The sequence below is a fragment of the Streptomyces sp. CMB-StM0423 genome (assembly GCF_002847285.1).
GTDB lineage: Bacteria > Actinomycetota > Actinomycetes > Streptomycetales > Streptomycetaceae > Streptomyces.
This window is the reverse complement of sequence record NZ_CP025407.1, coordinates 6653050-6674234: the sequence shown is the minus strand read 5'-3', so window position 1 is coordinate 6674234 and position 21185 is coordinate 6653050. Positions and strand designations below refer to the sequence as shown.

General features: G+C 72.5%; 20 protein-coding genes. 5 read left to right on the top strand and 15 right to left on the bottom strand.

Translation table 11 applies throughout. From position 1 onward, the window contains the following. Positions 1–278 precede the first annotated feature (278 nt). Positions 279–1754, bottom strand: coding sequence for a hypothetical protein (locus CXR04_RS29010; RefSeq protein ID WP_101425186.1), 1476 nt, complete (start codon positions 1752–1754; stop codon positions 279–281). 206 nt (positions 1755–1960) lie between these two features. Here CXR04_RS29010 and CXR04_RS29005 point away from each other — a divergent pair, with 206 nt between their 5' ends. Continuing rightward, complete coding sequence (locus tag CXR04_RS29005; protein WP_101425185.1) at positions 1961–3793, top strand: endonuclease/exonuclease/phosphatase family protein; 1833 nt, start codon at positions 1961–1963, stop codon at positions 3791–3793. Here the strand turns inward: CXR04_RS29005 and CXR04_RS29000 are convergent. The 12 genes from CXR04_RS29000 to CXR04_RS28945 form a co-directional block, all read right to left on the bottom strand. Next, complete coding sequence (locus tag CXR04_RS29000; RefSeq protein WP_101425184.1) at positions 3783–4574, bottom strand: EI24 domain-containing protein; 792 nt, start codon at positions 4572–4574, stop codon at positions 3783–3785. The two genes, CXR04_RS29005 and CXR04_RS29000, sit on opposite strands and share 11 nt — an antisense overlap. A 92-nt stretch (positions 4575–4666) precedes the next feature. Beyond that, on the bottom strand, positions 4667–5662 hold the full coding sequence (gene dapD / locus CXR04_RS28995) for a 2,3,4,5-tetrahydropyridine-2,6-dicarboxylate N-succinyltransferase (protein ID WP_101425183.1): 996 nt from the start codon (positions 5660–5662) through the stop codon (positions 4667–4669). Between the two features lie 175 nt (positions 5663–5837). Continuing rightward, a complete protein-coding gene (locus tag CXR04_RS28990; RefSeq protein ID WP_234380539.1) occupies positions 5838–6842 on the bottom strand; it encodes a CU044_5270 family protein in 1005 nt (334 codons plus the stop codon). Further along, a complete protein-coding gene (locus CXR04_RS28985; RefSeq protein ID WP_101425181.1) occupies positions 6835–7446 on the bottom strand; it encodes an RNA polymerase sigma factor in 612 nt (203 codons plus the stop codon). The genes CXR04_RS28990 and CXR04_RS28985 overlap by 8 nt, the downstream gene beginning before the upstream one ends. A 213-nt stretch (positions 7447–7659) precedes the next feature. Beyond that, positions 7660–8031 carry a metal-sulfur cluster assembly factor gene (locus CXR04_RS28980; protein ID WP_101425180.1) on the bottom strand — a complete coding sequence of 124 codons (372 nt, stop codon included), beginning with the start codon at positions 8029–8031 and terminating at the stop codon, positions 7660–7662. Next, on the bottom strand, positions 8028–8480 hold the full coding sequence (gene sufU, locus CXR04_RS28975; protein WP_027771359.1) for a Fe-S cluster assembly sulfur transfer protein SufU: 453 nt from the start codon (positions 8478–8480) through the stop codon (positions 8028–8030). Before sufU ends, CXR04_RS28980 begins: the two co-directional genes overlap by 4 nt. A 16-nt stretch (positions 8481–8496) precedes the next feature. Next, positions 8497–9753: a cysteine desulfurase gene (locus CXR04_RS28970; RefSeq protein ID WP_101425179.1), complete on the bottom strand. Its 1257-nt coding sequence runs from the start codon at positions 9751–9753 to the stop codon at positions 8497–8499. Further along, positions 9750–10514: a Fe-S cluster assembly ATPase SufC gene (gene sufC / locus CXR04_RS28965; protein WP_101425178.1), complete on the bottom strand. Its 765-nt coding sequence runs from the start codon at positions 10512–10514 to the stop codon at positions 9750–9752. The genes CXR04_RS28970 and sufC overlap by 4 nt, the downstream gene beginning before the upstream one ends. Before the next feature lie 7 nt (positions 10515–10521). Then, entirely contained in the window at positions 10522–10857 is a 336-nt protein-coding gene (locus CXR04_RS28960) for a non-heme iron oxygenase ferredoxin subunit (RefSeq protein WP_101425177.1), read from the bottom strand. Beyond that, a complete protein-coding gene (gene sufD, locus CXR04_RS28955; protein WP_101425176.1) occupies positions 10854–12050 on the bottom strand; it encodes a Fe-S cluster assembly protein SufD in 1197 nt (398 codons plus the stop codon). Before sufD ends, CXR04_RS28960 begins: the two co-directional genes overlap by 4 nt. Before the next feature lie 74 nt (positions 12051–12124). Beyond that, complete coding sequence (sufB, locus tag CXR04_RS28950) at positions 12125–13555, bottom strand: Fe-S cluster assembly protein SufB (protein ID WP_101425175.1); 1431 nt, start codon at positions 13553–13555, stop codon at positions 12125–12127. After that, on the bottom strand, positions 13552–14313 hold the full coding sequence (locus CXR04_RS28945) for a helix-turn-helix transcriptional regulator (RefSeq protein ID WP_101425174.1): 762 nt from the start codon (positions 14311–14313) through the stop codon (positions 13552–13554). Before CXR04_RS28945 ends, sufB begins: the two co-directional genes overlap by 4 nt. A gap of 181 nt (positions 14314–14494) precedes the next feature. Between CXR04_RS28945 and CXR04_RS28940 the strand changes: the two genes are divergently transcribed. The 3 genes from CXR04_RS28940 to CXR04_RS28930 all read left to right on the top strand — a co-directional run bounded on the left by CXR04_RS28940 (position 14495) and on the right by CXR04_RS28930 (position 17292). Next, positions 14495–15430: an ABC transporter ATP-binding protein gene (locus tag CXR04_RS28940; protein WP_101425173.1), complete on the top strand. Its 936-nt coding sequence runs from the start codon at positions 14495–14497 to the stop codon at positions 15428–15430. Then, the gene (locus tag CXR04_RS28935) at positions 15427–16218 is read left to right on the top strand and encodes an ABC transporter permease (RefSeq protein WP_101425172.1); all 792 of its coding nucleotides are present in this window, start codon (positions 15427–15429) and stop codon (positions 16216–16218) included. The genes CXR04_RS28940 and CXR04_RS28935 overlap by 4 nt, the downstream gene beginning before the upstream one ends. A 90-nt stretch (positions 16219–16308) precedes the next feature. Further along, positions 16309–17292: a COX15/CtaA family protein gene (locus CXR04_RS28930; protein ID WP_101425171.1), complete on the top strand. Its 984-nt coding sequence runs from the start codon at positions 16309–16311 to the stop codon at positions 17290–17292. 32 nt (positions 17293–17324) lie between these two features. Here the strand turns inward: CXR04_RS28930 and CXR04_RS36715 are convergent, their stop codons facing one another. Continuing rightward, positions 17325–17819, bottom strand: coding sequence for a hypothetical protein (locus tag CXR04_RS36715; protein ID WP_324843124.1), 495 nt, complete (start codon positions 17817–17819; stop codon positions 17325–17327). A 59-nt stretch (positions 17820–17878) separates the two neighbouring features. After that, entirely contained in the window at positions 17879–18820 is a 942-nt protein-coding gene (locus CXR04_RS28920; RefSeq protein WP_101426663.1) for a heme o synthase, read from the bottom strand. Between the two features lie 253 nt (positions 18821–19073). Here CXR04_RS28920 and tkt point away from each other — a divergent pair, with 253 nt between their 5' ends. Continuing rightward, the gene (gene tkt / locus CXR04_RS28915) at positions 19074–21173 is read left to right on the top strand and encodes a transketolase (protein WP_101425170.1); all 2100 of its coding nucleotides are present in this window, start codon (positions 19074–19076) and stop codon (positions 21171–21173) included. The last annotated feature ends 12 nt before the right edge of the window (positions 21174–21185 follow it).

Below are 21185 nucleotides of genomic sequence, written 5' to 3'. Positions count from 1 at the left end.
TGCACGTTGCGTCCTCCCGTGGGTGACGGGTACGGGGCATCGTTTCGCGACATACCTGACATGTGGTGCGTGACTGGTGTGCGGACATGTGACTGGTGTGCGGACAGGCGCGCGCCGCCGTCAGGACCGTAACCGCTTTCGTCCCTGCCGAAAAGGGCTTTGGCAGTAATCAGAGTCAACTTCATCCCGAGCTAGGACAAAGCCCAGTTCGGAGCGCACGGGAGCGCCCGGCCGCGTACGGGCCGGGCGCTCTCGGATACGCGCTCCGCGGCGCGGTGTTACGCCGTGGGCCGGGAACGGGCCTTGAAGGCCGCCTTGCGGGCGTCCTTGGCGACCTGGCGGTCCGGGTGCAGCCGCCCCATCGCCTCCAGCACCTCGGGCGTGGCCGGGTGGTCCACGCGCCAGGCGGCGGCGAAGAAGCCGCGGTGCATGCCCACCAGGTGCTCCACCAGCTCGCGCAGCTCCGGGGTGTCGTCCCGCAGCCCGCCCAACTGGGCGGCGACCGTGTCGACGGCGAGCCAGAAGACCATGTCGTCGGTGGGCTGCGGCACGCCGGGGACGCCGCGCTCGGTGAGCCAGACGCGCGCCAGACCGCCGAGTTCGCGGTCGTGCAGTACGTCCCGTACCGCCGGCTCCGCCCCGCCGCCCGCGACGGCCAGCGCCTGCTGGCAGGCGAGCCGGCGGGCCGGGGCGCGGTCGTCGGTGCCGCGGGCGGCGTCGAGGAGCTCGGTGGCCGCCTCGGCGGGCTTGCGGTCCTCCAGCCATGCCTCGGCCTCCGTCTGCGCGACCGCGTCGGGCAGCCGGGGCAGGGCGTCGAGGAGGACGTAGGCGTCCTCGCTCGCCAGCTCGCCCACGAGCGGGGCGACCAGGCCCTCGGCGAGCATCCGCCGGCGCAGCGCGTACAGGCCGAGGGGGGTGAGGCGCACGACGCCGTAGCGGGAGACGTCCTCGTCGCCGTCCTCCGGCTCCTCCGCCGCGGGTGCGGTGCCGGCGGCTTCGAGCAGGATCTCCTCGGCCACCGGGCGGTACGCCACGACGCCGACCGGCTCCAGCATCCGGAACTGCTCGTCGAGCCGCAGCACCGCCTCGGAGACCTCCGCCAGCACCTCCTCGGTCGGCTCGTCCATGTCGTCGGGGACGACGAGCGAGGCGGCCAGCGCCGGCAGCGGGACGGCGCCGTCGGCGCCGGGGTCCTCCATGGCGGTGAGCAGGTAGAGGTTGCCGAGCGCGCCGTCGAGGAAGTCCGCGTCGGCCTCCGGGTCCCAGTCCAGCCGGTCCAGGTCCAGCTCCTCGCCCGCGGTGATCTGCTCCACCAGCGCGCTCATATCCGGCAGCGCCGCGTCGGACAGCACGCACTCGCAGGCGGCGGCCCACAGCTCCAGTACGTCGGCGGGCGCGCCGCCGGTGACCAGCCGCAGGTCGGCGCTCGGGGCCGCGGTCCCCAGCTCCTCGTCGCCCTCCTCCGGCGCCGTGACGTCGACCAGGCCGACGTCCACGGCGATCCGCCACGCCTCGCCTGCGACCGCCCGCGCCTCGCCCTCCTCGTCCGCGCCCTCCTCCAGGCCCAGCTCCGCCGCGGCCTCGCGCACCTCGGCGTCGGGCAGCTCGCCGCCGGCGCCCACCCGCAGCCCGGGACCGGCCCAGCGGGCCAGCCGGACGGCCCGCGCGAAGAGCGGCGAAGCCAGCGCCTCCCGGGCCAGCTCCGCCTCGGCGGGCAGCCGGACGGGCGGCAGGACGGTGCGGTCTGCGGTCATCGACAACTCCGAAGACTGGGGATCAATCGGACGCTGCCCAAGGGTAGCCCCCGCGGGGCGGCGCGGCCGAAGACGCCGTTCCGTCGGGCGGTGCGCCCGGTGTTCACTTCACGTTCCTTGACAACGCCCGTGCCCGCGCACGAGATTGACGCGCGTAGATGTACGTCCCCTTTCCCCCTCGTCCTGTCCCTGTCCCGGAGGACACCATGCCACGCGCCCACCCCGTCCCCTACGCCGTCGCCGCCGCGCTCGCCGCCGCCCTGCTCACCGCCCCCGCCGCCGGGGCCGCGGGCGCCGGGGCGGACGGCGGGCAGATACGCATCCGCGATATCCAGGGCGACACCCGGATATCCCCGCTCGCCGGCGAGCAGGTGACCGGCGTGCCCGGCATCGTCACCGCCGTCCGCGCCTTCGGCTCCGCCCGCGGCTTCTGGGTCCAGGACCCGAAGCCCGACGCCGACGCCGCCACCAGCGAGGCCGTCTTCGTCTTCACCGGCTCCACCACCCCGAGCGTCGCGCCCGGCGATGCGGTCGAGGTCTCCGGCTCCGTCACCGAGTACTACCCCGGCGGCAAGAACGCCGGGCTGCAGTCCGTCACCGAGCTGACCGGCGCCACGTGGACCGTCCTGTCCTCAGGCAACCCGCTGCCCGACGCCTTCGTGCTGCGCGACGCCACCGTCCCGGCCCGGTTCGCACCCGACGCGGGCGGCGGCAGCATCGAGGACCTGCGGCTGCGCCCCGGCTCGTACGCGCTCGACCGCTACGAGTCGCTGGAGGGCATGCGGGTCGCGGTGCGCGACGCCCGGGTCGTCGGGCCCAGCACCGAGTTCAACGAGCTGTGGGTGACCGCCGAGCCCGCCCACAACCGCACCGCCCGCGGCGGCGTGCTCTACGCCGGCTACCGCGACCCCAACGGCGGCCGGCTCAAGGTCGCCTCCCTCATCCCGTTCGCCCAGCGCCCCTTCCCCGTCCTGGACGTCGGCGACCGCCTCGGCGGCACCACGGAAGGCCCGCTGGACTACGACCAGTTCGGCGGCTACGAGCTGCAGGCCACCGCGCTCGGCGACGAGCAGCAGACCGGTCCCGACCCCGAGTCCACCCGCCCGCAGCGCGACGCCGAGCTGGCGGTGGCCACGTACAACGTGGAGAACCTCTCCGCGCGCGACGGCGCCGCGAAGTTCGACCGGCTGGCCCGCGCCCTGGTGGACGGCCTCGCCTCCCCCGACATCGTCGCCCTCCAGGAGGTGCAGGACGACAACGGCGCCACCAACGACGCCGTGACGAGCGCCGACGCCACCCTGCGCAAGCTGACGGACGCGATCGCCGCCGCCGGCGGGCCCGCGTACGAGTGGCGCCAGATCGACCCCGCGGACGACGCCGACGGCGGCCAGCCGGGCGGCAACATCCGCGTCGCGTTCCTCTACAACCCTGAGCGGGTCTCCTTCACCGACCGCCCCGGCGGCGACGCCACGACGCCCGTGCGGGTCACCGACGACGGCGGCGCCCCGGCGCTGTCCGCCTCACCCGGCCGTATCGCCCCCGGCGACGCGGCCTGGAACAACAGCCGCAAGCCGCTCGCGGGCGAGTTCACCTTCCGCGGGCGCACGGTCTTCGTCGTCGCCAACCACTTCAACTCCAAGGGCGGCGACCAGGGGCTCGACAGCCGCTTCCAGCCGCCGGCCCGCGGCTCGGAGGAGCAGCGCACCGCGCAGGCCGCGTTGGTCAACGGGTTCGTTCAGGACGTGCTCGCCGTGGACCGGAAGGCGGGCGTCGTCGTCGCCGGCGACATCAACGACTTCCCCTTCTCCCCCGCCGTGGCCCGGCTGACCGAGGACCGCGCGCTCGTCGACCTGGTGAACGAGCTGCCGCGCGACCAGCGCTACGGCTACGTCTTCAACGGCAACTCGCAGGTGCTGGACCACATCCTGACCAGCCCGGCGCTCGCCGAACGAGCGGCCTTGGACATCGTGCACCTCAACGCCGAGTACGCCGACCAGGCCAGCGACCACGACCCCTCGGTGGTGCGGCTCAGGCCCTGACGGGCGGCGGTCCTGCGGCCGGCGCCGGGCCGCGGTCCGGCACGTCGTCGCCGACGAGGTGGCGGGCGAGCAGCGTCGCGCCCGCCACCGCCCCCGGCATCACCACCACCGCGGCCAGCGGCACCAGGAACAGCAGCACGATCGGCACGCCGAAGCCGAGTGCGAGCATCTTGCGCCTGCGCAGCAGCGCCAGCCGCCCGCGCACGTCTATCCCCCGGCGCTGCAGGGCGAACGACGTCAGCTCGACCGTGAGGAAGAAGCCGGCGACGGCGAAGCCGAGCGCGGGCACGACCGTCTGCCCGAGGAAGGGGACGAAGCCGAGGAAGAACAGCGGCACGGTGAACATCAGCGCCCGCGACAGCACATGGACGCTCTCCTTCAGCGACCGCCACAGCCCCGGCAGCAGCGGCTCGTCCGGGCTGGGCGGGCAGAAGCCCGCGTCCTCCTCGACGCGCCCCGACAGCGCCTCGTAGAACGGGTCGCCGATCAGCAGCGCGACGGCTGTGAACGTGAGCAGCGCGAGGCCGATGCCGCCGAGCAGCAGCAGCGCCATGAACAGCCCGCGCAGCAGCCCCTGCCAGGGCGAGTCCCAGTCGTCGGCGAAGGGCGTGGCCCACACGGCGATGTCGTCGGCCCAGTAGGCGAGGGCGGCGAGCGCGGCGGCGTAGAGCACGAGGGCGATGAGCGCGGGCACGAGGCCGAGGGCCCACGACCGCCCGTGCCCCGCGGCCCAGCGCAGCCCTTTGCCGACGTAGCCGAATCCGGTGGTGAAGTCACGCATGCCCGCAACCTTATGGGGTCGCGGGCATACGTGGCGGCCCGGCCACGAGGGCCGGGGAGGCGGTTCCCGGGGTACGAACCGGGCGCCCCGCGTCAGTCGTTGGCGTGCAGCGCGGCGTTCAGCCCGCCCCACGAGCCGGAGCGCTGGCGGGCCTCGACCGCGCCGGTGGTGGAGTTGCGCAGGAACAGCAGGTTGCTCGCGCCGGACAGCTCGCGGGCCTTGACCACGGCGCCGTCCGGCAGCGTGACCTTCGTGCCTGCGGTGACGTAGAGACCGGCCTCGACGATGCAGTCGTCGCCGAGCGAGATGCCGATGCCCGCCTGGGCGCCGAGCAGGCAGCGCTCGCCGAGGGAGATGACGTCCTTGCCGCCGCCGGAGAGCGTGCCCATGATCGACGCGCCGCCGCCGACGTCCGAGCCGTCGCCGACGACGACGCCCGCGGAGATCCGGCCCTCGACCATGGACGTGCCGAGGGTGCCGGCGTTGAAGTTGACGAACCCCTCGTGCATGACGGTGGTGCCGGCGGCGAGGTGCGCGCCGAGGCGGACGCGGTCGGCGTCGCCGATACGGACGCCGGAGGGCAGCACGTAGTCGACCATGCGCGGGAACTTGTCGAGATGGCTGACCTGGAGGTGCTGCCCGGCGGCGCGGACCGCGAGCCGGACCTCCTCGATCCGGTCGGCGGGCACGGGGCCGTGGGAGGTCCAGGCGACGTTCGCCAGCAGGCCGAAGACGCCGTCGAGGTTCTGCCCGTGCGGGCGGACCAGCCGGTGGCTGAGCAGGTGCAGCCGCAGGTACACGTCGTGGGCGTCGGCCGGCTTCTCCTGCAGCGAGGAGATCACCGTGCGCACCGCGACGACCTCCACCCCGCGCCGCGGGTCGGGGCCGAGCGCCGCCCGCGCGGACTCCCCGAGCAGCTCGGCCGCGCGCTCGGCGGTCAGCCGCTCGGTGCCCGCGGGGCCGGGGTCGTCGGCGAGCGCGGGGGCGGGGAACCAGGTGTCGAGGACGGTGCCGTCGGGGGTGACGGTGGCCAGGCCGGTGGCCGCGGCGCCGGTGGGGAGGGTGGTGGAGGTCGCTGCGTCGGTCATACCCGAACGCTAACCGCCGCCCGGCGCGGGAGGCGAACCGGTCCGCATGGCGACACGGGCGGCCGCCCGGCGCCGCCGCCGAACGCGGGGGCGGCCCGGCGCACCCCGGGCCGCCCCCGTGCGCCGTACGGTCCCCTGTCCCGTACGGCCTTCGCCCCCGTAAGTCCCACGGCCCTCAGGGCCGCTGGCCTTCGTCGTCCACCAGCGCGGTGCTGAGGACCGCCGTGCTCGTCACGATGTCGCCCTTCTTCCACTCCTTCTCGTCCCCCGTGCCCTGCAGGCCCAGTTCGCCGGTGGCGACGGACCGGGTGCCCAGGTAGGTGTACGTCGTAGGGTCGATCAGCACCTCGTCGCGGACGGGCATGCCGTCCGGATCGGGTTCGACGGAGAACGCGAGCGCCCGCCGGCCGGCCGCGTCCTTCACGGTGCCGTCCTCGACCCGCAGCCCCGGAATGGTGGCCATCGCCTCGTAGACGCGGGACTGCCCGACGGGGTGCGTCGGCGTCGTCCCGGCCAGCAGCCTGAGCGACGAGAAGTTCCATTCGGCCAGCTCGGCGTCGCTGCGCCCGGCGCCGGGGTTCTCGCTGCCGGGGCGCCCACCGCTCTGGGGGTAGAACCAGCGGGCCTTCTGCAGCACCGCGTCGGTGTCCTCCGGCAGCGCGGCGAGGTACTCGAAGCCCTCCCGCGGCGAGTGGTCGTCGCCCTCGTTCCAGTTCTCGAACTCCGGGTCGGCGTACCGGTACCAGTCCTCCGCCGTGGCCGGGGAGTCGTCGGCCGGGTCGGTCACGCCGACGCTGACCTCCCGTACGTACACCCAGTCCCCCTCCTCCGGCTCCGGCACGGGGTCCGCCGCCACCACGACCGCGGCCTTCTGCAGCAGCTCCGACGCTCTGCTCGGCGGCCCCGGCGACGCCGTCGTCACGTGCGCGTCGCCGCCCGCCGCCGGGGTGCCCTCGCTGCCGCCCGTGCCGCCGCCCAGGTTCGTCGACAGCAGTGCGACCGCCGTGACGCCCGCGGCCACCGCGCCCGACACCACGCGCCAGTCGCCCAGCACCGGCAGCCGCCGGCTCTTGCGCGCGCCCGCGGCGTCGAGGAGCCGGCGGCGGCCGGGGGCGAGCCGCTCGCGGTCGGGAGCCGGCGCGTCGGCGCGCCATTCGCGCAGCTTCGACATCTCATCCATGGGTTGCCGCCTCCGGTGCGTCGTTGGTGGAGTGGGGATCGGGCCCCACGGCCGCGCGGACCTTGCGCCGGGCCCGGCTCAGCCGGGAGCGCACGGTGCCGATGGGTATGTCCAGCGCCTCGGCGACCTCCGCGTAGCTGAGGTCGGCCCAGGCCACCAGCAGCAGCACGTGCCGGTCCCCGGCCGCGAGACCGGCGAGCGCGCCCGCGAGCGGCGCGTGCACGGCCTGGGCGGTGAGCCGGTCGTCGGCCTCGTCCACCCAGGAGTGCGCCACGGGGTCGACGCCGGTACGGGCCAGGGCGCGCAGCCCCCGTACCTCGGAACGGCGGTGCCGGCCGATGAGGTTGGCGGCGATGCCGTAGAGCCACGGCCGGGCGCTGGCCCGGCCGGTGTCGTAGCGGGTCCGGGCGCGGAACGCGGCCAGGAAGGTGTCGGCGGTGATGTCGTCCGCCGAGCCGGCGCCGAGCCGGCGGGTCGCGTAGCGGTGTATGGCGGGGGCGTACCGGTCGTACAACTCGGCGAACGCCTCGGGCCGGTCCAGCGACTCCTCGATCACGGCGGCGTCTCCGTCGACGAGCGGCGAGACGTCCTGCGGTGGTTCCACAAATCTCTCCGTGATGTCGTGCGGTGGGTCGATCACTGTGGGCGGTCCCCGATCGAAAAGGTGTGAGCGGAGTGCTGTCACCTCTTCTTGCCCGATCGACCCCGACGCGTTCTCACCACTTTTTTCCGGCCGTTCACCGGCCGGACCCCGCCGCGGGCGCCGAGACGCGAAAAGCCCGCCCCGGTTGGACCGGGGCGGGCCTTGCGCGGATGTTCAGACGTTGAAGCCGAGCGCGCGCAGTTGCTCGCGGCCCTCGTCGGTGATCTTGTCGGGACCCCACGGGGGCATCCAGACCCAGTTGATCCTGAGGTCGTTGACGATGCCCTCGGTGGCGGCCTTCGCCTGGTCCTCGATCACGTCGGTCAGCGGACAGGCCGCCGAGGTCAGCGTCATGTCCAGGGTGGCGATGTTGCCTTCGTCCACGTGGATGCCGTAGATGAGGCCGAGGTTGACGACGTCGATGCCCAGCTCGGGGTCGACGACGTCGTACAGCGCCTCGCGGATCTCTTCCTCCCCGGCCGGCTGGGTGCCGGCGGCGGTCTCGGCGTCCGTCGTGCCCGTGTCCGTCGTGCCGGTATCGGTCATGCTGCGGCCTCCTTCAGCGCCTGGGCCGTGGCGTCTTTCCACGCCATCCAGGACAGCAGGGCGCACTTCACGCGCGCCGGGTACTTCGAGACGCCGGCGAACGCGACCGCGTCCTCCAGCACCTCCTCCATGGCGTCGTCCGGCTCGATCCTCCCACGCGACTGCATCAGCTCCAGGAACTGCTCCTGGATCCGCTGCGCCTCGGCCAGCTCCTTGCCGACCAGCAGCTCGTTGAGCACGGAGGCGCTGGCCTGGCTGATGGAGCAGCCCTGGCCCTCGTACGAGACGTCCTCGATGGTCCGCCCGTCGAGCTTCACGCGCAGCGTGATCTCGTCGCCGCAGGTCGGGTTGACGTGGTGTACCTCGGCGTCGCCGTCCCGCAAGCCCCGCCCGTGCGGGTGCTTGTAGTGGTCCAGGATGACGTCCTGGTACATCGAATCGAGCTTCACGCTGTTCCCACGCCCTTCAGCCGAAGAAGTTCCGGACGTACTCCAGGCCGTCGATCAGCGCGTCGACCTCGCCCGGGGTGGAGTACAGATAGAACGACGCCCGCGTGGTCGCAGGAATTCCGTACCGCAGGCAGACCGGCCGCGCGCAGTGGTGGCCGACCCGGACCGCGAGGCCCTGCTCGTCGAGCACCTGGCCCACGTCGTGGGGGTGGATGTCGCCGAGCGTGAAGGAGATCGCGGCGCCGCGGTCCTCGGCCGACGTCGGGCCGATGATCCGCAGGTCGGGGACCTCCTGGAGCCGCCCGAGCGCGTACTCGGTGATGGCGCGCTCGTGCGCCTCGATCCGCTCCATGCCGATGCCGCTGAGGTAGTCCACCGCGGCGCCGAGGCCGACGGCCTGGGCGATCGGCGGCGTGCCGGCCTCGAACTTGTGCGGCGCCGGGGCGTACGTCGAGGAGTGCATCGAGACGGTCTCGATCATCTCGCCGCCGCCGAGGAACGGGGGCAGGTCGTCCAGCAGCCCCTTGCGGCCCCAGAGCACCCCGATGCCGGTGGGCCCGGCCATCTTGTGCCCGGTGAAGGCGACGAAGTCGGCCTGGAGCGCCTGCACGTCCAGCGGCATGTGCGGCGCGGCCTGGGAGGCGTCGACGACGACCAGCGCGCCGACCTCCTGGGCGCGCCGGACGATGGCCTCGACGGGGTTGTGCGTGCCGAGGATGTTGGAGACCAGCACGAAGGAGACGACCTTCGTCTTCTCCGTGATGACCTCGTCCAGGTCGCTCAGGTCGAGGCGGCCGTCGTCGGTGAGCCCGAACCACTTCAGCTTCGCGCCCGTGCGCTGCGCGAGCAGTTGCCACGGGACGATGTTGGAGTGGTGCTCCATCTCCGTGATGACGATCTCCGTGTCGCGGTCCACGCGGTACGGCTCGTCGGCGAAGCCGAGCATGTTGGCCACGAGGTTCAGCGACTCGGAGGCGTTCTTGGTGAAGACCACCTCGTCCCGGCTGGGCGCGTTGACGAAGGCGGCGACCTTGTCACGGGCGCCCTCGTACAGCGCCGTGGCCTCCTCGGCGAGGACGTGCACACCGCGGTGCACGTTGGCGTTGTGCCGCTCGTAGTACGCGTTCAACGCGTCGAGCACCTGGCGCGGCTTCTGCGAGGTCGCCGCGTTGTCCAGGTACACGAGCTTCTTCCCGTCGTGGACCGTGCGGTCCAGGATCGGGAAGTCCTTGCGGATCGCCTCGGTGTCGAGGAGGCCCGGCAGTGGGGTCACGCTGATGCGCCGCCCTTCACGTAGGCTGCGTAGCCCTCTTCCTCCAGCTTGTCCGCCAGCTCCGGGCCGCCGGACTCGGCGATCCGGCCGCCCGCGAAGACGTGCACGTGGTCGGGCTTGATGTAGCGCAGGATGCGGGTGTAGTGGGTGATCAGCAGGGTGCCGACCTCGCCGCTCTCGCGGATCCGGTTGACGCCCTCGGAGACGATGCGCAGCGCGTCGACGTCCAGGCCCGAGTCGGTCTCGTCGAGGATCGCGATCTTCGGCTTGAGGAGTTCGAGCTGGAGGATCTCGTGGCGCTTCTTCTCACCGCCGGAGAAGCCCTCGTTGACGTTGCGCTCGGCGAAGGCGGGGTCGATGTTCAGCCGCTCCATCGCCTCCTTGACCTCCTTGACCCAGGTGCGGAGCTTGGGGGCCTCGCCGCGGATGGCGGTGGCGGAGGTGCGCAGGAAGTTGGAGACGGTGACGCCGGGGACCTCGACCGGGTACTGCATGGCGAGGAAGAGGCCGGCGCGGGCGCGCTCGTCGACGCTCATCTCCAGCACGTCCTCGCCGTCGATGGTGACGGTGCCGGAGGTGATCTGGTACTTGGGGTGGCCGGCGACGGAGTACGCCAGGGTGGACTTGCCGGAGCCGTTGGGGCCCATGATGGCGTGAGTCTCGCCCTGCTTCACGGTCAGGTCGACGCCCTTGAGGATCTCCTTCGTGGCGTTGTCGGCCTCGACGGAGACGTGCAGGTCGCGGATTTCAAGCGTTGCCATGGTGCCTTCAGGACTCCTGGGTGACGGAGACGAGCACGTCGTCCCCTTCGATCTTGACGGGGTACACGGGGACGGGGCGCGTCGCGGGCAGCCCGGAGGGCTTGCCGGTACGCAGGTCGAAGGTGGAGCCGTGCAGCCAGCACTCGATCTGGCAGTCCTCCACCTCGCCTTCGGAGAGCGAGACGTTCGCGTGCGAGCAGATGTCGTAGATCGCGAACACCTCGTCCCCGGTGAGCACGACCGACACCGGCGTGCCGCCGAGGTCCACCCGCTTGGGGAGGTCCTCCTCCAGCTCGCTCAGCGCACAGGCGCGTACGTACGTCGCGTTGGTCGTGTCGGTCATGCCACGGACGCCTCCAGCTCGGCCTCGATCTTCTCGATCAGGCGCTGCTCGACGTCCTCGATACCGATCTGCTGCACCAGCTCGGCGAAGAAACCGCGGACGACCAGCCGGCGGGCCTCGTCGGCCGGGATGCCGCGGGCCATCAGGTAGAAGAGCTGCTCGTCCTCGAAGCGGCCGGTGGCCGACGCGTGGCCCGCGCCGACGATCTCGCCGGTCTCGATCTCCAGGTTGGGCACCGAGTCGACGCGGGCGCCGTCGGTGAGCACGAGGTTGCGGTTCAGCTCGTACGTGTCGGTGCCCTCGGCGCGCTTGCGGATCAGCACGTCGCCGATCCACACGGCGTGCGCGTCGGCGCCCTGGAGCGCGCCCTTGTACGCCACGTTGCTCCGGCAGTGCGGGGCGTCGTGGTCGACGAACAGGCGGTGCTCCTGGTGCTGGCCCGCGTCGGTGAAGTACAGCCCGTACAGCTCGGCCTCGGCGCCCGGGCCCGCGTACTGCGCCCGGGGGTGCAGCCGGACCAGGTCGCCGCCGAAGGTGACGATCACGGACTTGAAGCTGGCGTCCCGGCCGATGAGCGCGGACTGCTGGGCAACGTGCACGGCCCCGTCGGCCCAGTCCTGCACGGAGACGACGGTGAGCTTGGCACCGTCGCCGAGCACGTACTCGGTGTTCTCGGCGAGCACCGCGTCGCCGGTGTGGTCGATGACGACGACGGCCTCGGCGAAGGCCCCCAGCTCGATGAGCTGGTGCCCGTACGAGACGACGGCCTCTCCGTTCCGGGGTTCCCCGTGCACCGAGACCCGGATGGGCTCGGTGAGCTGCGTGTCCTTCGGCACGGTCACGACCGTGGCCTTCTCGAACGAGGAGTACGCCTGGGCGGCGATCCGGTCCACCGGGGTGCCGGCCCGGCCCAGCCGGGCGTCGTCGCGGCCGACGGTCTCGACGGTGACGCCGTCGGGCGCGGTGATGGCCGTCTGGGGGTCGCCGGTGGCGGTGGCGCTGCCGTCGTGCAGGCCGCGGGTCCGCTCCAGCGGGGTGAAGCGCCACTCCTCCTCCCGGCCGTGCGGGACCGGGAAGTCGGCCACGTCGAAGGACGGCGGGGCGCTCATCCTGGTGGCGACGGTGGACTCGGCGGCCACCGCGATGCTTCCGGCGGCCGTGGAGCCGGCCGGGATCTTCTGGGCGTCGGCCATGACTGTTCTCGTACTCGCTTTCTCGGGAATCGTCTCGAAGGCTGTTCCGGCCTGTGCGGGCGTACGGCGGCCGGCTAGCCGACCGCGCCCTCCATCTGCAGCTCGATCAGCCGGTTGAGCTCCAGCGCGTACTCCATCGGCAGTTCCTTGGCGATCGGCTCGACGAAGCCGCGGACGATCATCGCCATCGCCTCGTCCTCGGACAGGCCGCGCTGCATCAGGTAGAAGAGCTGGTCGTCGCTGACCTTGGAGACGGTCGCCTCGTGGCCCATCGTCACGTCGTCCTCGCGGACGTCGACGTACGGGTAGGTGTCCGAGCGGGAGATCGTGTCGACCAGCAGGGCGTCGCAGAGGACGTTGGACTTCGAGTTCTCCGCGCCCTCGCCGATCTCGATCAGGCCGCGGTACGAGGTCCGCCCGCCGCCCCGCGCCACCGACTTGGAGACGATGTTGGACGACGTGTTCGGCGCCATGTGCACCATCTTGGCGCCGGCGTCCTGGTGCTGGCCCTCGCCGGCGAAGGCGACGGACAGCGTCTCGCCCTTGGCGTGCTCACCCATCAGGTAGATCGCCGGGTACTTCATGGTGACCTTGGAGCCGATGTTGCCGTCGACCCACTCCATGGTCGCGCCCTCGTAGGCCACCGCGCGCTTGGTGACCAGGTTGTACACGTTGTTCGACCAGTTCTGGATCGTCGTGTACCGGCAGCGGGCGTTCTTCTTCACGATGATCTCGACGACCGCGGAGTGCAGCGAGTCCGACTGGTAGATCGGCGCGGTGCAGCCCTCGACGTAGTGCACGTACGCGCCCTCGTCGACGATGATCAGCGTCCGCTCGAACTGGCCCATGTTCTCGGTGTTGATCCGGAAGTACGCCTGCAGCGGGATCTCGACGTGCACGCCCTTGGGGACGTAGATGAACGAGCCGCCGGACCACACCGCGGTGTTGAGGGAGGCGAACTTGTTGTCACCGGGCGGGATGACCGTGCCGTAGTACTCCTTGAACAGCTCCGGGTGCTGCTTGAGCGCGGTGTCGGTGTCCAGGAAGACGACGCCCTGCTCCTCCAGGTCCTCGCGGATCTGGTGGTAGACGACCTCCGACTCGTACTGCGCGGCGACGCCGGCGACCAGGCGCTGCTTCTCCGCCTCGGGGATGCCGAGCTTGTCGTAGGTGTTCTTGATGTCCTCCGGCAGGTCCTCCCAGGACTGGGCCTGCTTCTCGGTGGACCTGACGAAGTACTTGATGTTGTCGAAGTCGATGCCGGAGAGGTCGGAGCCCCAGGTGGGCATGGGCTTCTTGCCGAAGAGCCGCAGGCCCTTGAGCCGGGTCTTCAGCATCCAGTCGGGCTCGGACTTCTTGCCTGAGATGTCCCGGACGACGTCCTCGGACAGGCCGCGCTTCGCGGCGGCGCCGGCCGCGTCCGAGTCGGCCCAGCCGTACTCGTAGCGTCCCAGACCTTCGAGCTCGGGATGCTCCGGGGAAGCGGTCTCGATGGGCGCAGTCATGCGGGGTTCCTCCCGGATGTCGGTGGCTGCCTGCGAGCGTGGTGCTCGCGGATTTCGGGGACGAACGTCGTACACACCCCGTCGCCGTGGGCGATGGTGGCCAGACGCTGCACATGGGTGCCGAGCAAGCGGGAGAAGACCTCGGTCTCCGCCTCGCAGAGCTGCGGGTATTGCTCGGCGGTGTGCGCCACCGGGCAGTGGTGCTGACAGAGCTGCTCGCCGGGGGCACCGGGCGCGCTGCGCGCGGTGGCAGCGTACCCGTCCTCGGAGAGCAGCCGGGCAAGGGCCTCGACCCGGCTCTCGGGCGGCATGCCGGCCAGCTCCGCGGCGTACCGCTCGGCCTGCTCGGCGACCCGGTCGCGGGCGAAGGCGGCGACGGCCGCCTCCCCCCGCACGCCGCCGCCCGCGCTCTGGGCGATCCAGCGCAGTGCGTCGGCGGCGAGCTGGTCGTACGCCTGGTCGAAGGCGTCGCGGCCGCAGTCGGTCAGGGCGAAGACCTTGGCCGGCCGGCCGCGCCCGCGGGTCCCGTAGACCCGCTGGTCGCGGGGTTCCACGATGCCCTCGGCGACGAGCACGTCGAGGTGCCGCCGGACGGCGGCGGGGGTGAGTTCGAGCCGGTGGGCGAGGTCGGCGGCGGTCGACGGGCCGTGGTCGAGGATGGAGCGGGCCACGCGGTTGCGCGTCCCGTCACCGGGCACGGCAGCACCGGCGGCCGGCCCGGCCGCCTGGTCCTTCGCCGTGCTCCCACCCGGGTCCACGTTTTTCACAACGCCATTGTTGCTTAATTCGCCGGGGTGCGACAAGCCGGGCCTCGATCACCGTGCGGTGGAATACATCACTTAGGGTTACCTAAGTTCCGTGCGGGATCCGCCCACCCCCTGGCGTGAACCCTCCCGGGGCGGCGCCGGCCGGGCCCGCGGGCTCTTTAGACTCGCACTCATGCAACAGCCCTCCACCGACGCGGCCGTCGCGGTGTCCGGCCTCGTCAAGCGGTACGGCGGGAAGACCGCCGTGGCCGGGCTCGACCTGACCGCCGCCCGCGGCGACGTCACCGCCGTCCTCGGCCCCAACGGCGCGGGCAAGACGACCACCGTAGAGATCTGCGAGGGCTACCGCCGCCCGGATGCCGGCACCGTCCGCGTCCTCGGCCGCGACCCCCTCGCCGACGCCGCGGAGCTGCGGCCCCGGGTCGGCGTGATGCTGCAGTCCGGCGGCGTCTACCCGGCCGCCCGCGCCGAGGAGATGCTGCGGCATATCGCCCGGCTGCACGCCCACCCCCTCGACGTCGTCGCGCTGATCGAGCGGCTGGGCCTCGGCTCCTGCGGCCGGACCCCCTACCGCCGGCTCTCCGGCGGCCAGCAGCAGCGGCTCGCGCTGGCCATGGCCATCGTCGGCCGCCCCGAGCTGGTCTTCCTCGACGAGCCGACCGCGGGCCTCGACCCGCAGGCCCGCCGCGCCACCTGGGAGCTGATCCGCGAGCTGCGGGCAGACGGGGTGTCCGTGGTGCTCACCACCCACCACATGGACGAGGCGGAACAGCTCTCCGACAAGGTCGCGATCATCGACGGCGGCCGGCTGCTGGTCGAGGGCGCTCCCGACGAGCTGTGCCGCGGCGGCGCGGAGAACACCATGCGCTTCACCGGCCGCGCGGGGCTCGACCTCGGCTCGCTGCTGAAGGCGCTGCCGACGGAGACCGCGGCGCTGGAGCTGGCCCCGGGCTCGTACCGGATAACCGGCGAGATCAACCCGGAGCTGCTGGCCACGGTCACGACCTGGTGCGCGCAGAACGGGGTGCTGCCGGAGCAGATGACGGTGGAGCGGCGCACGCTGGAGGACGTCTTCTTGGAACTGACGGGAAGGGACCTGCGCGCATGAATGCTCGGCAGGCGGGGACCGGCGTGTACGCGCCGCGTCCCGGGGCGGCGCCGCTGCGCCGCATGGTCGCCGCGCAGGCGGGGCTGGAGACCCGGCTGCTCCTGCGCAACGGCGAGCAGGTGCTCCTCACCATGATCATCCCGGCGGTGCTGCTGCTCCTCTTCGGCACGGTCGACGTCGTCGACACCGGACCCGGCCAGCGCGTCGACTTCCTCGCCCCCGGCGCCATCGCGCTCGCCGTCCTGGCGACCGCCTTCACCGGCCAGGCCATCGGCACCGGCTTCGACCGCCGCTACGGCGTGCTGAAGCGGCTCGGCGCCTCACCGCTGCCGCGCGCCGGGCTGATGGCGGCGAAGGCGGCGGCGGTGCTGGCCACGATCGCCGTGCAACTCGTCCTCCTCACCGCCATCGCGCTGGCGCTCGGCTGGTCGCCGCGCGGCGGTGCCGGCGGTGCGCTCGCCGTGGTGCTGCTCGTCGCGCTGGGCACGGCCGCGTTCTCCGGCCTGGGGCTGCTGATGGCCGGCACGCTGCGCGCGGAGGCGACGCTCGCCGCGGCGAACCTCGTCTTCGTCCTGCTGCTGGTGGCGGGCGGCGTGATCGTGCCGCTGGAGAAGTTCCCCGACGGCGCCCGCGCGGTGCTCGAAGTGCTGCCCGTCGCGGCCCTGTCGGACGGCCTGCGGGACGTCCTCCAGGACGGCGGCGGCATGCCGTGGGGCGACCTGGGGCTGCTGGCCGGCTGGGCGGTGCTGGGACTCGGGGCCGCCGCGCGGTTCTTCCGCTGGGAGTGACCCGGCGCCGACCGGGGCCTACGGGCGTACGGAAACGGGCGGCTCACCCCTCGTGAAACCGCGCACAAGGGGCGGCATACGATAGGCGCCGTGCTGAACCCCCTCGCCCACATCGCCGAGCGCTGGACCCCGACGCAGCAGACGGTCCAGCGCGCGACGCTCTCCGCACTGCTGATGAGCATCGTCATCGTCGTCACCGGGGGCGCCGTCCGGCTGACCGGCTCCGGGCTCGGCTGCGACACCTGGCCCAAGTGCTCGGACGACAGCCTGCTGGCGACGTCCGAGATGGGCGTGCACGGCGCCATCGAGTTCGGCAACCGGCTGCTCACGTACGTGCTGTGCGCCGCCGTCGGCTGGGCCATCGTCGCCGCCCGCGCCACCAAGCCGTGGCGCCGCGAGCTGACGCGGCTGGGCTGGGTGCAGTTCTGGGTGGTCATGGGCAACGCCGTCCTCGGCGGCGCCGCGGTGCTCACCGAGCTGAACCCGTACACCGTCGCCGCGCACTTCCTGCTCGCCACCGGGCTGATCACGATCACGTACCTCACCTGGCACCGCGCCCGCGAGGGCGACGGCGGGCCGGACCTGCTCGTCGGCGCCGTGGTGCGCCGGCTGACCCGGGCGCTGGTGGCGATGTCCGTCCTGCTGCTGGCCGCCGGCACCGTCGTGACCGGCACCGGGCCGCACGCGGGCGACTCCAGCGACGTGCCCCGGATGGGGTGGATCAGTTGGGACCACGCGGCGAAGGTGCACTCGTTCACGGCGTGGGCGGTGGTCGCGCTGACCATCGCGATCTGGGTGACGCTGAAGCTCGTCGACGGCCCCCCGGGGCCGCTGTCCCGCACCCGGGACCTGTTCCTGGTGCTGATGTCGCAGGCCGTCGTCGGCTACGCGCAGTACCTGACCGACGTGCCCGAATTCCTGGTCATGATCCACCTGTTCGGTTCGACGCTGGTGTGGATCGCGGTGCTGCGGGTGGTGGTCTCGCTGCGGCACCGGCCGGAGGCCGTGCCCGCGGAGGTCCCGCCGCCGGCGGTGCCGGCGGAGGCACGGCCGGTGGGGTCCTCGGCGCCGTAGCGGCGCCCGCGGGGCGGCGGGCCGCTCCGGGGTCAGCCGGTCTTCTCGTCCGCCTCGGGCTCCGCGGACGCCGCGTCCTCGGCGGTCTCCGCTTCCTTCTCGCCGCGGTCCGGGGCCGAACCGTCCGCGGCGGCCGTCTCCGCGCCGGGCTCGACGGCGGCGTCTGCGGTCTCGGCCCGGGGCTCCGGCTCGGTCGCGGGCTTCTTCCGCGCCACGCCCGGGTTCGGGTGGCCGCCCATCTGCATTCCGGCCATCCGCGTCCACTCGTACGGGCCGGTCCGTACCCCCGCCGCCAGGTCGCCGTCGAAGTCCTCCTGCAGCGCCACTCCCGCGGCCTCGGCCGCCGCCGTCGCGCTCCGCATGCTCGGCGCCACCAGGTCGCCCCACGTGCCGTCCGCCCCGACCAGCACCAGCCGGGCCCCCGGCTCGCCCAGGTACGCGACCTGCCCCCGCGCGCCGCCGTGGCGGCCGGCGAAGGACTCGATCTGCCGGGTGAGCTTGCGGGTCCTGCGGTCGTCGTCGCTCATGCGGCAGATGCTACCCGCCGGTAAGTCGACGCAGGAAGGGACTCAGCGCAGGAAGGGACTCAGCGCAGGAAGGGGTCCACGGCCACCGCGATGAACAGCAGCGACACGTAGGTGATGGACCAGTGGAAGAGCCGCATCTCCTTGAGCTTCGCGCCCGCGACCCCGCTCTTCGCCCGCCGCAGCAGCCCGTGCGCCTCGCGCAGCCACACCGCGCCGAGCACCGCGGCCACCACCGGGTAGAACCAGCCGGTGTAGCCCAGCGGCCACAGCAGCAGGGAGACGGCGACCATCACCCAGCTATAGGCGACGATCTGCCGCGCCACGACCTTGTTCGACGCCACCACCGGCAGCATCGGCACCTTGACGCGCGCGTAGTCGTCCTTGACCTTCATCGACAGCGGCCAGTAGTGCGGCGGCGTCCAGAAGAACATCACCAGGAAGAGGATCAGCGAGGCCCAGGAGACGGAGTTCGTCACCGCGGACCAGCCGATGGCGACCGGCATGCAGCCGGCGATGCCGCCCCAGACGATGTTCTGCGAGGTGCGCCGCTTCAGCAGCATCGTGTAGACGAGAACGTAGAAGAGGTTCGCGCCGAGCGCGAGCGCCGCCGACAGCGGGTTGACGAGTGTGGCGAACCACACGGTCGAGACCACCGTCAGGGCCAGGCCGAAGGCCAGCCCCTCTGCGGGCCGGACCATCCCGGTCACCAGCGGCCGCTGCTCGGTGCGGTGCATGAGCGCGTCGATGTCCCGGTCCAGGTACATGTTCAGCGCGTTGGCACCGCCGGCCGAGAGGTAGCCGCCGATACAGGTGGCGAGCACCAGCCACAGGTCGGGCACGCCCTCGGCGGCCAGGAACATCACCGGAACGGTGGTGATGAGCAGCAGCTCGATGATGCGCGGCTTGGTCAGCGCCACGAACGCCTTGACCCGGGCACCGGTCGGCCGGTGCGCAGTGCCCTGCCCGAGTACCCCTGCGGGTCGGGATTCGACGGCCGTCACGGACACCTCTGCTCGCGGTCAAGGGATTTCTGTACGTCGTCACTGTAGACGCTGCGTATCGGCCCCCCGCGCGGGGGGTGCCCCGTGTTGGAGCCGTGCGCACCGGCCCCAGGAGCGGGCGCCCGGGTGCCGTCCGGCAGGCGCAACCGGCCCGGCAACGGCAGTCTGGATTTCAGCGGGATAGGCTCGAAGGCGCCCGGTGCTTTCCGGTCGCCGGAGTTCCCGACCGTGGAGAGAGGAGCCCTGAACAAGGGTGAGCACGCAGCCGACCACCGACTTCGGGTGGAACGAACTGGACGACCGCGCGGTGGACACCGCACGCGTCCTGGCCATGGACGCCGTACAGAAGGTCGGCAACGGCCACCCCGGCACGGCGATGAGCCTGGCCCCCGCCGCGTACACGCTCTTCCAGAAGGTGATGCGGCACGACCCCGCCGACCCGCAGTGGACCGGCCGGGACCGCTTCGTCCTCTCCGCGGGCCACTCCAGCCTGACCCTGTACACCCAGCTCTACCTGGGCGGGTTCGGCCTTGAGCTGGCCGATCTTGAGGCGTTCCGCACCTGGGGCTCCAAGACCCCCGGGCACCCCGAGTACGGGCACACCGCCGGCGTCGAGACGACCACCGGGCCGCTCGGCCAGGGCGTCGCCAACGCCGTCGGCATGGCGATGTCCGCGCGCTACGAGCGCGGCCTCTTCGACCCCGACGCCCCCGCCGGCACCTCCCCGTTCGACCACCACATCTGGGTGGTCGCGGGCGACGGCTGCCTCCAGGAGGGCATCTCGCACGAGGCGTCCTCGCTGGCCGGCCACCAGAAGCTGGGCAACCTCATACTCCTCTGGGACGACAACCACATCTCCATCGAGGGCGACACCGCCGCCGCCGTCTCCGAGGACACCGTCGCGCGCTACGAGGCGTACGGCTGGCACGTCCAGCGCGTCGCGCAGAAGCCGAACGGCGACCTCGACCCCGAAGCGCTGTACCGGGCGTTCCAGGAGGCCAAGGCCGTCACCGACCGGCCGTCGTTCATCGCGGCCCGCTCGATCATCGCCTGGCCGGCGCCGAACGCGCAGAACACCGAGGCCGCGCACGGCTCGGCCCTGGGCGCGGAGGAGGTCGCCGCGACCAAGCGGGTCCTCGGCTTCGACCCCGAGCAGCACTTCGAGGTCGACGAGGGCGTGCTCGCGCACGCCCGCGGGCTGGGCACGCGCGGCGCCGTGGCGCACGCCGAGTGGGACAAGCGCTTCGCCGCCTGGCGGCAGGCCAACCCCGAGCGCGCCGCCGAGTTCGACCGGATCCGGGCGGGCGAACTGCCCACGGGCTGGGCGGACAAGCTGCCGTCGTTCCCGGCCGGCAAGGCCGTCGCCACCCGCAAGGCGTCGGGCGAGGTGCTGAAGGCACTCGGCCCGGTGGTGCCGGAACTGTGGGGCGGCTCGGCCGACCTCGCCGGGTCCAACAACACCACCATCCCCGGCTCGACCTCGTTCCTGCCCGCCGACAACCCGCTGTCCGACGCCGACCCGTACGGCAGGACCGTCCACAACGGGATCCGCGAGCACGCCATGGCCGCGGCCATGAACGGCATCACGCTGCACGGCAACACCCGCGTCTACGGCGGTACGTTCCTGGTCTTCTCCGACTACATGCGCAACGCGGTGCGGCTGTCGGCGCTGATGCACCTGCCGGTGACGTACGTGTGGACGCACGACTCCATCGGCCTCGGCGAGGACGGCCCGACCCACCAGCCGGTCGAGCACCTGACGAGCCTGCGCGCGATCCCCGGGCTGAACGTGGTCCGCCCGGCGGACGCCAACGAGACGGTCATCGCCTGGCGGGAGATCCTGCGCCGCTACACCAAGGAGTACGGCGTCGGCGCCCCGCACGGCCTGGCGCTGACCCGCCAGGGCGTGCCGACGTACGAGGCCAACGACGACACCGCCCGCGGCGGCTACGTGATGTTCGAGGCCGAGGGCCCCGGCGGCGAGGAAGCCGAGCCGCAGGTCGTCCTCATCGGCACCGGCTCCGAGGTGCAGCTCGCGGTCGCCGCCCGCGAGCAGTTGCAGGCGGAGGGCGTGCCGACGCGGGTGGTCTCCATGCCGTCCGTGGAGTGGTTCGACGAGCAGCCGCGGGAGTACCGCAACGCGGTGCTGCCGCCCGCGGTCAAGGCCCGGGTGGCGGTCGAGGCCGGCGTCGGGATGACGTGGCAGCGCTTCGTCGGGGACGCCGGACGCGTCGTCTCCCTGGAGCACTTCGGCGCCTCCGCCGACTACAAGGTCCTGTTCCGCGAATACGGGCTCACCGCCGACGCCGTCGCCGACGCGGCCCGGGAATCCCTGCGGGCCGGAAGTCGCTGACGGTTACAGACG